Genomic DNA, 15839 nt, shown 5'->3' with positions numbered 1-15839 from the left:
CTGTCCACGCCGGCCCACGCCGCCCAACTCGACCGGCAGGCGCCCCTCCTCGCACCCGCCAGCGCCCCCCGACCCGACCGGCAAACGCCCCACCTCGCACCCGCCAGCGCCGCCCAACTCGACCGGCAGGCGCCCCTCCTCGCACCCACCCGCGCCCCCCGACCCGACCGGCAAGCGCCCCCTCCCGCCCCGGCCCGGATCCGAACGCCGACCCCACCCCACCGCGCCCCTCATCTCCCCAGCTCCCTCCGTCGTCGGAAGCTCAGTGAGGCGCGGTCTCGGCCGCCGTTGCGGTGGGAGTTCGCCTCTGTGCCCTTGACCAGGCCCAGTTCGCCAGCGAGGGTCCACAGGGCCTGTTTCACCGTGCTCCTGGCGTCGAGTTCGTGGACCCGGCCCGCGTCCACCGCGCCCTGGAGCTCCTTGAAGTTCGCGGGGATCACGGTCGCCGCGACGCCCGTGCCGGTGATCTTCTGGATGAGCGGGGGCTGGATCTCCGTGCCACGGCTGTGCCGGTTGACGACGACGGTGGTCTCCTCGGCCTTGCGGACCTGGAGCCGGTCCCACATCCGCACGGCTCGCTTGGCGCCGCGTACGGCGACCACGTCCGGGGTGGTGACCAGCAGAGCCGTGTCGGCCATCTCGACGATCGCCGCGCCCGCCCCGCTGAGCTGGGCCCCGCAGTCGACGACCACGACCTCGTAGCGGGAGCGCAGGGCGGAGACGATCTGGCGGGCCGCGCGCTCGGTGACCTCCTCGCCGCGTTCGCCCTCGCCGGGGGCGAGCAGCAGGGCGAGGCCGGTGTCGTGGGCGAAGACGGCGTCGGCGAGGACGCGCGGGGAGATGTCGGTGATGGCGGCGAGGTCGACGACCGAGCGGCGGAACTGCACGTCCAGGTAGGAGGCGACGTCACCGGTCTGGAGGTCCAGGTCGAGCAGGGCGGTGGTGCGCCCCGAGGCCTGGGCGGCGAGGGCGAGCTGGATGGCGGTGGTGGTGGCGCCGACACCGCCCTTGGCGCCGCTGACGGTGACGACGGTGCCGCCGACGCCGGTGAACACGTCGGTGGTGGCGCCCAGGTGCCGTCGTACGCCCACCGACCACTGGGCGACCGCGTGCACCCGGGTGGCGAGCTCCTCGTAGCCGAGCGGGAGGGCGATGAGGCCGCGGGCGCCGTAGTCCATGGCGGCCTGGAAGAGGCCGGGGCTGATGTCGGAGGTGACGAGGATGACACCGACAGCCGGGAAGCGCAGGGCGACCTCGCGGATCAGTTCCAGGGCCGGGACGGGCCCGATCCGCTCGTGCACCACGACGACCTCGGGCAGCTCGTCGATCGACTCGGACGCCAGGCGCGCGAGGGTGTCGATGAGCTGGGTGGAGTCGGTGACCGGGGCGACGGGTTCGGCGTCCGGGAGCTGGCTGAGCAGCGTGGTGAGGGAGCGGACCGCGTCCGCGTCGCCGACTGCCGGGAGGATCCTCGTGGGCATGGCGGCCTCTCACTTGTCCTTGGTGAGTTCGTAGGTGCGGTCCTGCTCCGGGATGGTGCCGGTGTCCCCGGGGGCGACCAGCGCGAGCCGGACGCGCTTGGCGAAGGACTCGGCGTAGGTGAGGCGCTGGGCGTCCAGGGTGGACAGGGCGAAGGTGATGGGCCGGGCCCGGGTCGCCTCCCGGCTGTCGGCGTCCGGCTGGAGGGCGGTGATGTCGCCGACGTCGAGCACGCGGGCGTTCATCACGATGATCTTGGACTGGTCGGGGTCACCCTCCTTCTGGCCCTCGAAGGTGGCGTAGACGTTGACCCGGGAGTCCGCGGTGATCTTGCCGGCGACACCGGTCGCCGCGTCGATCATGATGGCGACCTCCTGCTGCCCCGGCTGGAGCTCGGGCTGGTCGACGACCATGTCGCTCTGGAGCAGGGAGCCCTTCTTGAGCGTCGTCACGGCGATCTTGTCCTTGATGGCCGCCAGATCGGTGATCGCGTTGGGCGACAGCCAGCGCTCGGGCATCTCCGTCTTCTCGAACTGCGCCGCGGTGAGCCGGGTGTACGGCTGGATGTCGTCCTTGACCTCGTACGCCGCGACCTCGGGGCCGACCTTGGACTTCACGTCGTTGATGACGGAGAGCACGCCGGCGAAGGCCGCGAGGGCGCCCAGGACCGACAGGAGCAGGAGTATCACGCCGCGGCGCTGACGGGAGTTCATGAACCGTACAACCTCGTTGGGGGGCTCGGTCGGGCGGAGTCGGGGACGGGGGCGATCCGGTACGGCTCACCCGGCGGGCAGTTGGTGCTGGTGCCTTTGCTGCTGCTGCAATTCCGGTACGGGCGCCACCGGTGCCGTGGCCGAGCAGAAGACGCAGCGGTCTCCGATGACGTCGATACCGCACCAGTGACAGATGTTCTGCCGTACCGAGGTGACCAGTTGGTAAAGGACGGACAGGTCGGGCAGGAAGGTGCAGAACTCGATCAGCTTGCCGGTGCCCCACCACTCGACGGACTCGGCGGGCAGCGGGGTCTCCCGCAGCCCCTGGATCCGCCAGGACTTGGCGAGGCTCCCGGAGACCCAGTCGGACTGGAGCTGGCCGCGGGCGACCAGCATCGAGGTGGCGAACTCCGGCCCCGCGAGCGTGGCGTCCGGGGCGAGCCTGACGAGCTGCGGCTGGGGGTGGGCGAGGACGGCGAACTGGCTGCCCGGGACCCAGGACTTGGCGTGCGACTTGAGCGCGACGGGGACCCGGTCGAGCTTGGCCACCGAGCCGAGCAGCGCGCCCGCGTGGAGGTAGTGGGTGAGCAACCGGCCCGCCGAGGCGAGGACACCCGGGCTCAGGTCGCAGGAGGCCAGCTGTCGCAACTGACGCGCCAGGACGGCGAGTCCGAGGGGCGGCAGATCGGGCTGGAACAGGGCGATCCGGTCGCTCTCCAGCAGGGACCGCACGGTGCGCAGCCGCTGGTCCACCGCCGGGGACACGGCATGGGAGTACACGACGATCACATGGCCGTGCTGGTCGATCAGCGTCTGGAGCGCGGCGAGCGAGTGGTCCAGCGGCTGCCGGTCGAGGCCGTCGAGCACGACGGCGGGCAGGGTCCGCTCGTCCTGCGCCGGCAGCGCCATGTCGGCACCGGTCACTGCGATGGCAGTTGGCACGCGCAGCTCCCTGTATCCCATGCCCGAGGGCCCGACGGATCACTCCGGCGCACCCGGTCGACTTCACTGCGTGACTACCTGAGCACTGTAACCACGGCTCTGTGACCGGAGAACAGCGATTCTGTGACTTCCTGACCTGTCTGCGGGATCAAAAGCGGGCGATTCCCGCCTAGATGGGGCGCACTTGCCACGTGCGTGAGCCGGAGAAGGGCGAGTTGCGCCCGCCGCCCTTGACAAGGAATTGGTCTGGACCAACTCTCTTGTCATGCCCATACTCAGCAGAAGACGGCTCCGGACGCTCTGGACGACGACCGCCGTCGCGGCCCTCGCCCTGGGGTTCGCGCACCCCGCCTCCGCCGCCGACATCAACAACGCGAAGAACGCCGGCTTCGAGTCCGGCCTGTCGGGATGGACCTGTTCCGCGAGCAGCGGTACGACCGTCTCCTCCCCCGTGCACGGCGGCTCGGCCGCGCTGAAGGCGACACCGGCCGGGCAGGACAACGCGCGCTGCACTCAGACGGTCGCCGTGAAGCCCAACTCCACGTACACGCTGAGCGCGTGGGTGCAGGGCGGCTACGCCTACCTCGGCGCGACCGGCACCGGCACCACGGACGTGTCGACCTGGACCCCGGACTCCGCGTCCTGGAAGCAGCTGACGACCACCTTCACGACGGGCGCCTCGACGACCTCGGTGACGGTCTACACCCACGGCTGGTACGGCCAGGCCGCGTACCTCGCGGACGACGTGTCGGTCTACGGCCCCGACGGCGGCGGTGGCGGCGACCCGGCCCCTACGATCCCCTCGGTGCCGGCCGGCCTGACGGTCTCCGGTACGTCGTCCTCGTCGGTCTCGCTGGCCTGGAACGCGGTGTCGGGAGCGACCGGGTACAACGTCTACCGGGACGACACCAAGGTCCTGGCGGTGACGGGGGCCTCGGCGACCGTGACCGGGCTCGCCGCGTCGACGTCGTACGGCTTCCAGGTCACGGCGACGAACTCGGCGGGTGAGTCGGCGAAGTCCGCGACGGTGACGGGCCGGACCTCGGCCACGGGCGGCGGCGGGGGCACGGTGCCGAAGCACGCGGTGACCGGGTACTGGCAGAACTTCAACAACGGGGCGACGGTCCAGAAGCTGTCGGCCGTGCAGTCGCAGTACGACATCATCGCGGTGGCGTTCGCGGACGCGACGACGACGCCGGGTGCGGTGACCTTCAACCTGGACTCGGCCGGGCTCGGCGGGTACACCGTCGACCAGTTCAAGGCGGACATCAAGGCGAAGCAGGCGGCGGGCAAGAAGGTCATCGTCTCGGTCGGCGGCCAGAACGGCACGGTGTCGGTGAGCGACTCGTCCTCGGCGGCGAACTTCGCGAACTCGGTGTACGGGCTGATGCAGACGTACGGGTTCGACGGGGTCGACATCGATCTGGAGAACGGGCTCAACGCGACCTACATGTCACAGGCGTTGCGGTCGCTGTCGGCGAAGGCGGGGCCGTCCCTGGTGCTGACGATGGCGCCGCAGACGATCGACATGCAGTCGACGTCGAACACGTACTTCCAGACCGCGCTGAACGTGAAGGACATCCTCACGGTCGTCAACATGCAGTACTACAACAGCGGTTCGATGCTGGGCTGCGACGGCAAGGTGTACTCGCAGGGGTCGGTGGACTTCCTGACGGCGCTGGCCTGCATCCAGTTGGAGGGCGGGCTGTCCCCGTCCCAGGTGGGCCTCGGCCTCCCGGCCTCCACGAGCGGGGCGGGCAGCGGGTACGTCTCCCCGAGCGTGGTGAACAACGCCCTGGACTGCCTGACGAAGGGCACGGGGTGCGGGTCCTTCAAGCCGTCGAGGACCTACCCGGACCTGCGTGGCGCGATGACCTGGTCGACGAACTGGGACGCGGCGGCGGGGAATGCGTGGTCCAACGCGGTGGGGCCGCATGTGCACGGGTTGCCGTAGGCGGTGATCGGGGTGCGGCGGCCGGGTTCTCCGTCTCTGCGATCTTCGGGCTCAGCGGAGTTCGCGGACGACTCCGGAGTGTCCGGGCTTCACGCCAGCGGTTTGTAGTAGCCGAGAATCGGGGCCAGTTGGGCGAACCACCGGCCCAGCAGGTCCCGGTTCTTCGCGTCCACGACGCACTCGTAGAAGCGTCCGTCGAGGTGGACGACGGCCATCATCAGCGTCTTGCCGTTGGGGCCGGCCTTGTAGTGGACGCTGCGGATCTCGTGCCAGGGGAACTCGGCGGAGTACCCGTGATCCTCGAAGGCGACACCGGCGGAGTCGACGACGATGGAGTTACGCCGGTCGACGGCCATGAACTCCGGGCCGTTGGTGGGTTGTTGGGGGTGGGGCGGGGGCACGGGGTACGGCTGCGGGGTGACGGGTTGCCCGTACGGGGGCGGGGGCGGATACGGGGCGGGTTGTGCGTACGGCGAAGGCACCGGCGGACCGAAACCGGGCGCAACGGCGGAAGCGGGCGGACCGAAACCGGGGTGGGCGCCCACGGGAGGGGGCACCGAGGGGTCGGCGACCGGTGGGACGGGGCCAGCATCGGCAGGTGACTGCACGCCGGGAACCGCTGAAACCGAGGGGTGCGCGACAGGCGCCCACGCACCCGGGGGCGGCGGGGTCTGCGGGACCGGGGATGGCTGAACCGGCATGTGCGAGGCCGGGGGCGGCTCGACCGGGGCGTGCGGGGCCGGGACGGGCGGCGCCGGCGGCGGCCCAACCGGGGCCTGTGGAGCCGGGGATGCTTGGACCGACATCTGCGGGACCGAGGTCTGCGACGCCGGGAGCGGCTCGACCGGCGCCTGCGGGTCGACCGGCGGCGCCGGGAGGGGCTCGGGAGTTGCCGTTGGAGTGGCGGACTGGGTCGGTGGGGCGATGAGCCAGTCCGATTCCGGGGAGGAGTCGTAGGGCTGCGCGGTGGCGTCCGGTGTTGCCTGGGGTGGGTCCGTGGGCGGGGTCGGTCCTGAGGGAGTCGGTGGGGTGGTCATCTTCGTCGGCCCTCGTCGGTGGTGTGGTTCCCGGGGGCCGAGGATATCCGCCCCTCCCGGCGGCCGACGCGGGGATGGCCCCCCGGCCCCGCCGGACGGGACGTCCAGGAACACCCTCGCGCTCGTCTCACCGCCCCCTCACTCTCTCCTGCCCGCCAGCTTGACCTTCTCCCGCATGCCCACCCGAGCCTCCACGCCACAGGAACCCGGCTCCCGAGACCCGACCGACCCCGCGACCCCGCCCCCCTACCGCGCCGCCCACAACCCCCGCACATGCCCGATATGCCGCGTCATCACAGCCCGTACCGCCCCCTCGTCGCGGGCGACCAACTTCACCAGCGGAGTGAGTCCGTACAGGCGGGACCGTTTGCGGATGTCCCGGACCACCTCGACCAGGTGCGCGTTGCCCGCTAGGGCGAGCAGGCCGAGGTGGAAGCTCCTGACGCCCGTCCGCTCCGGCCGAGGAGACGCCGGGTTCCCGGGACTCTCCCGCTCCGCCCGTCGCCCCAGACCCCGCCCCCGGCCCCGGCCCCGGCCCCGGCCGCCCGCCCCTCACCTCTCCCGCGGGCCTGCCCTCTTCCGCCCACCTCACCGTCTCCCGCCCACCCGCACGTCGGCCAAACCAGCACCGCCTCTTCGCCACGACCGCTACCGCACCCCCGCACCCGGAGCCTCACCCCGGGAGCCCGCGTGGCCCCCCGTCCACACCCCGACCCCGCGTCATCAAGCCCCCCGACCACGAACCCCCCCGTCAGAAGAACTCCGACCACGGCTGGTCCCAGATTTGTTTTACGCACAGGGTCAGGAACAGCAGGCCCGCGATCGCCAGCATCCCGTTGCTCAGCGGGCCGTTGCGCCACTCCCTCGGTGTGCGGGGGGAGTTGAGGAGCCAGAGCAGGGTGGCGGCCAGGAAGGGGAGGAAGGCCGCGCCGAGGACGCCGTAGATGATGATCAGACGGAACGGCTGGCCCTGGAAGAGCAGGACGATGGGCGGGAAGGTCAGCCACAGCAGGTACGCGCGGAAGGGCCAGGAGCGCTCGCGCACCCCGGAGGCCACCTCCTCGCCCTTCTGTTCGCCCTGCCCCCGGAAGCGGGCCACGAAGTCCGCGAACATCAGGCTCACCCCGTGCCACACCCCGATCAGCGAGGTGAAGGACGTGGCGAAGAAGCCGATCAGGAAGAACTTGGCCGTGGCCGTGCCGTACTCGTCCTCCAGGATGTCGCTCAGCTGGATGAGCCCCTTGTCGCCGCTCGCGATCGCCACGTTGGCGGAGTGCAGCAGCTCCGCGCCGACGAAGAGCATGGCGACGACGAAGATGCCGGTGGTGATGTACGCGACCCGGTTGTCGAGCCGCATCACCTTCATCCACCCGGTGTCGGTCCACCCCTTGGCGTTGACCCAGTAGCCGTACGCGGCCAGCGTGATCGTGCCGCCGACCCCGCCGATCAGGCCGAGGGTGTTGAGGATCGAGTCCTTCTCGTCGGGCAGGACGGGCAGCAGGCCCGCGAAGGCGTCCGCCAGGTTCGGGGTGACCCTGATCGCCAGGTACACCGTCACCACGAACATGACGCCCACCAGGACCGTCATGACCTTCTCGAAGACCGCGTACTTGTTGAACCAGACGAAGACCAGACCGACCAACCCGCAGCCGACGCCCCACCATTCGAGGTCCATCACGTCCGGGAACAGCGCCTGGAGCGGCAGCGCGCTCGACGACATCGCCGCCGCGCCGTACACGAAGCCCCAGATCACCACGTAGACGGCGAAGAACCAGGTGGTCCAACGGCCCAGGCTCGCCCAGCCGTCGAACAGGGTCCGGCCGGTGGACAGATGCCAGCGGCCCGCCGCCTCCGCGAGGGAGATCTTCACCAGGCAGCCGATCACCGCCGCCCACAGCAGTGTGTAGCCGAAGTTGCTGCCCGCGATGAGCGTGGCGACCAGGTCACCGGCGCCGACACCGGTCGCCGCGACGACGATCCCCGGGCCGATGTACCGCCAACTGGACTTGCGGGGTACGGAAGTCGCCTCACCGGTCACTGTGTTGTCCGTGGTGTCCGCCATGAAGGTCAAGAAACCCTAAAGATCTCGGACCGACAAGAGGGCATACGGTGAAGGAAGTCAGACCTCGCCGGCGCAGCCCCCGGCCCCGCAGGTGCCCAGTTCGAACCAGACCGTCTTGCCCGGCCCGTCGTTCTGAAGACAGCCCCAGCGCAGCGCGAGCGCCGCCACCAGGAACATCCCCCGACCGCTCTCCGAGGAGCCGGCGTCCAGCACCCGCGGCGCGCGGCGGCCGGAGTCGGCGACCTCGCAGCGCAGCACGCCGTGCGCGGCCGACAGGGTGAGGGTGAAGCGGCTCGCCGAGTGCAGCAGGGCGTTGGTGGCCAGTTCGCTCACGAGAAGCTCGGCGGTGTCCACCACGTCGGCGGCCTCCGCGAGCCCCCACCCCTCCAGCTGTTTGCGGACCTCGGCCCTGGCCTCGCGCACGGCGGACGGGCGGGGGTCGTACTCGACGCTCAAGTGACCTGCTCCCAGCGGGGGTTGCGGGTAGTCGGCGTAGCGAGGGTCGGGATCCGGGAGCCGTCCGCCGGAAAGTCGCAGCATGTACCCAGGGTGGCTCCCGCGGGGGTACGGCCGCACGGGGAGTACTACCTGATTCCCTACCTGCGCCACACCTGCACGGCTACGCGTACTGAAGTCGTACGGTCGAGCCGTCCCGGTCGTCGCGCACGTCGACGTACGCACACACCTGACGCGCGTACCAGAGCCCCTGGCCCGGCTCCAGGTCGGTGGCGTCCGGTGGCACGAATCCGGCGAGGGGATCGTCGACCGGCCGCTCGGCGCGCAACTCGCATACGCAGTGCGCCCCTTGGCCCCACAGCAGCGCGGTACCGGATCGCTGCCCCACGGCCCGGGCCGCCTCCTCGACGGCCGTCGCGAACAGCTCGGCGTCCGCCGGCGCGAGCCCACGGCCCCGCACCCTGAGCTGTACGGCCTCGGCGCCCAGGTAGCCGAGCAGCTCCGCGTCCGGCGGCGGCGGAGCCAGGGGTACGGCGTCCAGCTCGGCGGCGAGCCGTACGGGCTCCTCGTACACGCCGGTCCCCGGGTGGGCCCGGCGGGCGGCCTCGACGATCGCGGCTCCCGCCGTGCGGGTGTCGTAGACGCACAGGGCGGTGGTGGCGAGCGGCGCGAACAGCAGGTTGGCGAGCGCCTCGTACCTGATCCACTCGGCGGCCTCCCGCGGGGACCGGCCGGCCCTGCCGTTCCAGACGGGCTCCATGAGCAGATGGATGCGCCCGCCGGGTCCGGCGTGGGCGGCGAGGTAACCGGCGCCCTGCGCCACCGCGTTGGCGGCGGATCCGGTGTACCAGTCGGTGTGGTCGATCAGGACCACCCGCTGGGCGTCCCCGCCGAGCGCGTCCCGGAGCAGGCCGAGGTTGTGCGGGGAGGTGACGGCCGCGGGCGGGGGGTCACCGGAGGCATCGAGGGCTTCGCCGAGGAAGGGAAGGGCCGCGGCGAGGAACTCCTCGTCGGTGGAGTGGACGGACATGCGGTGGTCGAAGGGGGTGGGGAGGTTGGGCATAGGTGTCCTTTGATCACAGGGACGGTGTTCTTCCTCAGGGGCGCGGGGAACTGCGCGACCAGCCCCCACCGGCCCTCAGCCGTCAACGCTGCGCAGTAACCCATGTCGCGATCTGCGTTCTCGTGTTGAAGCCGAGCTTGTTGAGGATCCGTTCGACGTGTCCTTCAGCCGTACGGCGGGCGATGACCAGCCGGTCGGCGATCTGCTGGTTGGCGAGCCCCTCGGCGACGAGTTCGGCGACCTGGGCCTCGCGGGGGGTGAGGCGGACCTCCGGGCCCTCCGGTGAGCGCCGGGCGGTGAGCGCCGGTTCCTGGAGGGCGTAGCCGACGAGTTCGGAGAGGCTGAGCCCCGCTCCGCGGTCGTAGGACGAGGTGAACGCGGCCCGCCCCAGCGCGCACCTGGCCCGGCTCTCCGTCTCGCGGCGCGCGGAGTTCAGCGCCTTCGAACCCCAGCGCCCCTGGTCGACGGCGGTCCAGGCGCGGTCCGCCCCGCCCAGCAGGACCGCCGCCCGCTCGCACGCGGAGCGCTCCGCCGCGATCCGCGCCGCGAGGTCCAGCGTGAGGGCGAGGCCGATGACGTCGTGGACGGCGAGTTTGAGGCGGAGGGCGTCGCGGGCGTACCGCTCGGCGCGGGGCCAGTCCTGCTTCACGGTGTGGGCGAGGGCGAGCATGCGCAGGACGTAGGAGCGGACCCATTCCTCGCCGTGTTCCTCGCAGAGCCCGAGCGTCCGCTCGCAGACCTCGACGGCCCGGTCGGCGTGGCCCAGGAAGCCGAGGGCGCAGGCGAGTTCGACCTGGTCGAGGCCGACGAGGCTGAGGTGCTGGCCGGGGACCGGGCCGCGGGCGACGCCGGCCTCGAAGTGGGCGAGGGCGGCGGGGAGTTCGTCGGCGAAGAGCCGGACGACACCGATGACGTACTCGGCGTGGGCGGCTTCGGCGGCGTTGCCGAGCTCGCGGGCCAGGTCCCGGGCCTCCTCGGCCCGGCGCAGGCCCCGGGTGAGGTCCTCGGGGCAGCCGGCGAGCAGTCCGGCCACCCACAGTCCCCGGGCCCGCTCGGGGGTCGGCTCCGGGTTGGCGGCGAGGGCCCGCTCCATCCAGTGGCGTCCTTCGCGGGGCGCTCCGCAGGCGTGCCAGTAGAACCAGAGCGTGCCCGCGAGCCGCAGCCCGGCGAGCGCCTCGGCGGGGGTCCCGAGGCTGAAGTCGAGCGCGGCCCGCAGGTTGTCCTGGTCGGCGCGGAGCCGGGCGACGATGTCCCGCTGCCCGGGTCCGAACCAGGCCCGTTCGCAGGCGGCGGCCCGCCGCAGCATCCAGTCACGGTGCCGGCGCCGGGTGGCGAGTTCCTCGCCGGGCGCCTCCCGCAGCCGCTCCAGGCCGTGGCAGCGCAGGGTGTCCAGCAACCGGTAACGCACCCCTTCGGGGCCGGCCTCCCGGGAGAGCACCGACTTGTCGACCAGGCCGGCGACCGCGTCCAGGACGTCGGCGCGGTGCAGGCGGTCGCCGTCCGCGCAGACCTCCTCCGCGGTCTCCAGGTCGAAGCCGCCGGCCGGGACGGACAGCCGGGCCCAGACCAGCTGTTCGCGGGCGGTGCACAGGTCGTGGCTCCAGTCGACGGCGGCCCGCAGGGTCCGGTGGCGCGGGAGGGCGGCCGGGCTGCCGGAGGTCAGGAGGCGGTAGCGGTCGTCGAGGCGCTCCAGGAGCTGTTCCACACCGAGCACCCGCATGCGGACCGCGGCGAGTTCGATGGCGAGCGGGAGTCCGTCGAGACGCCGGCACAGTCGGGCGACGGCGGCCCGGTTGCCGGCGGTGAGCGCGAAGCCGGGCACGACGGCGGCGGCCCGGTCGGCGAAGAGGGCCAGCGCCGGGTAGCCGTCGGCGGCGGACAGGTCGCCGTCCGGATCGGGGACCGGCAGCGGTCGTACGTCGAGGAGGTTCTCCTCGGTGAGACCGAGCCGGTGCCGGCTGGTCGCGAGGATCCGCACCCCGGCGGTGCCGTGCAGCAGCGCGGCGGCGAGGTCGGCGCAGGCCGGCAGCAGGTGTTCGCAGTTGTCGAGGACCAACAGCAGCCTGCGGTCGCGGAGTCGGTCGACGAGGGCGGCCGAGGGCGGCCCGGCGGAGTGGTCGTGGAGGCCGAGCGCGTCGGCGACGGCGAGCGGGACCAGGTCCGGGTCGTGCAGGCCCGCGAGGTGGACGAAGCGGACGCCGTCGGGGAAGGTGCGTTCCGCGCGGGCAGCGATGCGGGCGGCGAGGCGGGTCTTGCCGACGCCGCCGGGGCCGGTCAGTGTGACCAGGCGGGCGCGGGTGAGCAGTTCGCGGCCCGCGGCCTGCTCACGGCGCCGGTCGACGAAACTGGTCGTCTCGACCGGCAGGTGCCGCATGATCAGCCAGTCCTCCGGAGTGGGGGGCGGGGATCCCACTGTGGTCCCGGTTCTTACATATATGCACGTACGGCTCACACCCGCGGGTGTACTTCCGCCGGGACCGGGTCCTGGTGCGCCGATCCGCGTACACTGCGCCGACCCCACCCCCTCTTGACCTGACCATGTCAGGCACGGACGATAAGCGGCACACCCGCACCTGTACGTCGCTGAACCACCCCCCGCTCCACTCCCCGCTTCCGGAGATCCCGGAATCCCTGGAGAACACAGGAGACTTCATGCGACTTCGCATACGCGGTTCCGGCGCCCGTGGCGGCACCCGTTACGCCACCCTCGCCGCCGTCGCCTCCCTCATGGCCCTCGCCCTCGCGGCCCCGCTCTCCGCGAACGCCGACAGCGCCCCGAAGGCGGCCCCGAGCGCCGAGGACGTCCGGCAGTACGAGATCCAGCAGCACACGACTCCCGTGACCCGTACGGCGATCCAGCAGGCCGGCGTGACGGTCGACGAGGCGGACGAGGAGACGGTGGTCGTCTCCGGCCACGCCTCGCAGATCAAGAAGCTCCGCCAACTCGGCTACGAGGTCCAGCCGTTGGGCACCGCCCCGGACCGGGCGGCACCCGATGAGGCCCGGCTCTTCGACTTCCCCTCGGCGGACTCGCGCTACCACAACTACGCCGAGATGAACGCCGAGATCGACCAACGGCTCGCCGCCTACCCGAACATCATGAGCAAGCGGGTCATCGGCACGTCGTACCAGGGCCGGGACATCGTGGCCATCAAGATCAGCGACAACGTGGCGACCGACGAGGCCGAGCCGGAGGTGCTGTTCACCCACCACCAGCACGCCCGTGAGCACCTCACCGTGGAGATGGCGCTGTACCTGCTGCGCGAACTCGGCGCGGGGTACGGCTCGGACTCCCGGGTCACCAACATGGTCAACAACCGGGAGATCTGGATCATCCCCGACCTCAACCCGGACGGCGGCGAGTACGACATCGCGTCCGGCTCGTACCGCTCGTGGCGCAAGAACCGGCAGCCCAACTCCGGTTCCTCCGCGGTCGGTACGGACCTCAACCGCAACTGGGCCTACCGCTGGGGCTGCTGCGGCGGTTCCTCCGGCTCGACGTCCTCCGAGACCTACCGGGGTACGGCGGCGGAGTCGGCGCCCGAGGTCAAGGTGGTCGCGAACTTCGTGCGCAGCCGGGTCGTCGGCGGGGTGCAGCAGATCAAGACCAACATCGACTTCCACACGTACAGCGAACTGGTGCTGTGGCCCTACGGGTACACGTACTCCGACACGGCGACCGGGATGACGGCCGACGACAACGCCGTGTTCAAGGCGGTCGGGCAGAAGATGGCCGCGAGCAACGGGTACACGGCGGAGCAGGCGAGCGACCTGTACATCACCGACGGGTCGATCGACGACTATCTCTGGGGCACGCACAAGATCTTCTCGTACACCTTCGAGATGTATCCGTCGTCGAGTTCCGGGGGCGGTTTCTACCCGCCCGACGAGGTGATCGAGCGGGAGACGTCACGGAACCGGGACGCGGTGCTGCAGCTGCTGGAGAACTCGGACTGCATGTATCGGTCCATCGGGAAGCAGGCGCAGTACTGCTAGGGCGCCGACGGGGGTGACGGGTTGTGGGGAGCTGCGGGTCCGTTGTGGCTGGTCGCGCAGTTCCCCGCGCCCCTTAGTCGGTTTCCGTCGACTCCTCTTCGAAGTACTCGTCCATCACCGCGTCCAACTGCTCGTCCCACTTGGCGAAGTCGGATCGTGACGCCGCCTCGATCTCGATCGGGTACCAACGGCGGTCCGGGGTGTGGACGGTGATGGTGTAGCGCTTGCCGAACCGGGGCGTCTCCGTCTCGACCGCGCCGATCTCGTCCCAGCGGAACTCGCAGGACTGGTCGTCGAGGGAGAGGCGGACGCCCTGGTGGTCGGCGACGATCCTCGCGCGGCGGTCGGAGGCCTCGAAGACGGGGCCGTCGGGAGCCTCCTCCTCGACGGCCTCCTCGGCAGGCTCCTCGACCGCGTCCTCCGCGGTCACCTCCGCCTTCTCCGGGACGGACTCCGCCTCGCCGGACACGGGCGAGGTGAGCCCGGGGATGTAGGCCGGGTCGAATCCGGCGCCTTCCAGGGGCTGGCTGCTCGAACCTATGCGCTGCTCCACAGCGGGCAGTATGGTCGACGATCCTGTGCCCGGCACAGCCGGCCCCTACATCGTTATCGGACGCCTACATGGGGCTACAACACCTACACGAACACACTCAGTACGGCCGCCACCGCGAACCCGGCCACCGACAGGACCGACTCCAGGACGGTCCAAGTCCTCAGGGTGTCGCGTTCGCTGATGCCGAAGTACTTGGCGACCATCCAGAAGCCGCCGTCGTTGACGTGCGAGGCGAAGATGGAGCCGGCCGAGATGGCCATGATGACGAGGGCGACGAAGGCCTGGGAGTGGTGGCCCTCGGACAGCAGCGGCGCCACGATGCCGGCCGTCGTCACGATCGCGACCGTCGCCGAGCCCTGGGCGACGCGCAGGACCACCGAGATCAGGTACGACAGCACGAGCACCGGCAGACCGACGTCGTTGAAGGTGTCGGAGAGGGCCTGGGCGACCCCGCTGGCCTTGAGGACCGCGCCGAAGACCCCGCCCGCGCCGACGACGAGCAGGATGTTGCCGACCGGCTTGAGGGACGCGGTCGACACCGTCTCCAGGGACTTGCGGGACCAGCCGCGGCGGATGCCGAGCAGGTAGTACGCGAGGACCAGGGCGATCGTGAGGGCCACGAAGGGACTGCCGAAGAACTCGATCACCGAGCGGCCGGTGGAGGGGTCGAGCGCGATCGAGGAGAAGGTGGCGGCGAGGATCAGGACGAGGGGCGTGCCGATGATGCCGAGGACCGTGCCGAGCGGGACGGGGTCCTCGCGGGGTGCGACGCCCTGGGCGCGCTGCTCCTCGATGACCGCCTGCCGGGCCTCCGCGGCCGCCTCGACCATGTCCTGCGGTACGGCGACGAAGATGCGGCGGCCGACCCAGGCGGAGTAGGCCCACGCGGCCAGCACCGCCGGGAGGCCGCAGACGATGCCCATGAGGATCACCCAGCCGAGGTCCACGTGGAGCAGACCGGCGGCCGCGACCGGGCCGGGGTGCGGGGGCAGGAAGGCGTGGGTCATGGAGAGGCCCGCCAGCAGCGGCAGACAGTAGAGCAGGATCGACTTGCCGCTGCGCTTGGCCGCCGCGTACACGATCGGCGCGAGCACGAAGATGCCGACGTCGAAGAAGACCGGGATGCCGAAGATCAGGCCGGTGAGGCCCATCGCGAGGGGTGCCCGCTTCTCGCCGAACAGGTTCAGCAGCCGGGACGCCAACACCTCGGCGCCGCCGCTGACTTCGAGGATCGCGCCGAGCATGGTGCCGAGGCCGATGATGATCGCGACATGGCCGAGGATGCCGCCCATCCCGGACTCGATGGTGGACACGGCGTCGGAGCGCTGGACGGTGCCGAAGAGTTCGGTGACGGAGAGACCCGCGAGCAGGCCGACGGCTATGGAGACGCCGAGCAGGGCGACGAAGGGCTGGAGCCTCGCCTTGATGATCAGGAACAGCAGCAGGGCGATGCCGAGGGCGGCGACCGTGAGGAGGCCGGCGGTGCCGTCGACGAGGAGGAGCAGGCCACCGGTGTGCGGGGGTGTCTCGGTGGTCGCGGCGAGCGAGGGGGGCATGGGGGTCCTCTGCGTGAGTCCATGGAGC

General features: G+C 71.3%; 12 protein-coding genes and 1 pseudogene. 2 read left to right on the top strand and 11 right to left on the bottom strand.

Translation table 11 applies throughout. The features are described 5' to 3' along the window. Positions 1 to 230: 230 nt before the first annotated feature. The 3 genes from ACFULQ_RS31755 to ACFULQ_RS31745 all read right to left on the bottom strand — a co-directional run bounded on the left by ACFULQ_RS31755 (position 231) and on the right by ACFULQ_RS31745 (position 3155). Positions 231 to 1481 carry a CpaE family protein gene (locus ACFULQ_RS31755; protein ID WP_383550579.1) on the bottom strand — a complete coding sequence of 417 codons (1251 nt, stop codon included), beginning with the start codon at positions 1479 to 1481 and terminating at the stop codon, positions 231 to 233. A gap of 9 nt (positions 1482 to 1490) precedes the next feature. Next, positions 1491 to 2192, bottom strand: a complete 702-nt coding sequence (gene cpaB / locus ACFULQ_RS31750) for a Flp pilus assembly protein CpaB (RefSeq protein ID WP_383550577.1) — start codon at positions 2190 to 2192, stop codon at positions 1491 to 1493. Positions 2193 to 2258: 66 nt separating this feature from the next. Further along, positions 2259 to 3155, bottom strand: coding sequence for a hypothetical protein (locus ACFULQ_RS31745; RefSeq protein WP_383550575.1), 897 nt, complete (start codon positions 3153 to 3155; stop codon positions 2259 to 2261). A 244-nt stretch (positions 3156 to 3399) separates the two neighbouring features. Between ACFULQ_RS31745 and ACFULQ_RS31740 the strand changes: the two genes are divergently transcribed. Then, positions 3400 to 5088 carry a chitinase gene (locus ACFULQ_RS31740; protein ID WP_383550574.1) on the top strand — a complete coding sequence of 563 codons (1689 nt, stop codon included), beginning with the start codon at positions 3400 to 3402 and terminating at the stop codon, positions 5086 to 5088. Positions 5089 to 5177: 89 nt separating this feature from the next. On the opposite strand, the gene ACFULQ_RS31735 is transcribed toward ACFULQ_RS31740, so the two are convergent. From ACFULQ_RS31735 to ACFULQ_RS31710, 6 genes and pseudogenes are all read right to left on the bottom strand, one after another. Next, complete coding sequence (locus tag ACFULQ_RS31735; RefSeq protein ID WP_383550572.1) at positions 5178 to 5489, bottom strand: hypothetical protein; 312 nt, start codon at positions 5487 to 5489, stop codon at positions 5178 to 5180. A gap of 882 nt (positions 5490 to 6371) precedes the next feature. Next, a pseudogene (locus tag ACFULQ_RS31730) lies at positions 6372 to 6560 on the bottom strand (GntR family transcriptional regulator); the annotation flags it as partial. A 316-nt stretch (positions 6561 to 6876) separates the two neighbouring features. Beyond that, on the bottom strand, positions 6877 to 8187 hold the full coding sequence (locus ACFULQ_RS31725) for an Nramp family divalent metal transporter (protein ID WP_383550570.1): 1311 nt from the start codon (positions 8185 to 8187) through the stop codon (positions 6877 to 6879). Between the two features lie 57 nt (positions 8188 to 8244). Then, positions 8245 to 8727, bottom strand: coding sequence for an ATP-binding protein (locus tag ACFULQ_RS31720; protein WP_383550568.1), 483 nt, complete (start codon positions 8725 to 8727; stop codon positions 8245 to 8247). 79 nt (positions 8728 to 8806) lie between these two features. Further along, the gene (locus ACFULQ_RS31715) at positions 8807 to 9706 is read right to left on the bottom strand and encodes an anti-sigma factor RsbA family regulatory protein (RefSeq protein WP_383550566.1); all 900 of its coding nucleotides are present in this window, start codon (positions 9704 to 9706) and stop codon (positions 8807 to 8809) included. Positions 9707 to 9788: 82 nt separating this feature from the next. After that, positions 9789 to 12080: an ATP-binding protein gene (locus ACFULQ_RS31710; RefSeq protein ID WP_383550564.1), complete on the bottom strand. Its 2292-nt coding sequence runs from the start codon at positions 12078 to 12080 to the stop codon at positions 9789 to 9791. 278 nt (positions 12081 to 12358) lie between these two features. On the opposite strand from ACFULQ_RS31710, the gene ACFULQ_RS31705 reads away from it, so the two are divergent. Further along, positions 12359 to 13702 carry a M14 family metallopeptidase gene (locus ACFULQ_RS31705; protein WP_383550562.1) on the top strand — a complete coding sequence of 448 codons (1344 nt, stop codon included), beginning with the start codon at positions 12359 to 12361 and terminating at the stop codon, positions 13700 to 13702. 73 nt (positions 13703 to 13775) lie between these two features. Here ACFULQ_RS31705 and ACFULQ_RS31700 read toward each other — a convergent pair whose 3' ends face one another. Beyond that, positions 13776 to 14255 (bottom strand): hypothetical protein, encoded by a 480-nt coding sequence (locus tag ACFULQ_RS31700; RefSeq protein WP_383550560.1) that lies wholly within the window; start codon positions 14253 to 14255, stop codon positions 13776 to 13778. Between the two features lie 83 nt (positions 14256 to 14338). Further along, positions 14339 to 15811: a GntP family permease gene (locus ACFULQ_RS31695; protein WP_383550642.1), complete on the bottom strand. Its 1473-nt coding sequence runs from the start codon at positions 15809 to 15811 to the stop codon at positions 14339 to 14341. Between the last annotated feature and the right edge of the window lie 28 nt (positions 15812 to 15839).

The organism is Streptomyces sp. NPDC057253 (assembly GCF_042669125.1).
Lineage (GTDB): Bacteria > Actinomycetota > Actinomycetes > Streptomycetales > Streptomycetaceae > Streptomyces.
This window is presented reverse-complemented; position numbering and strand designations above follow the sequence as displayed.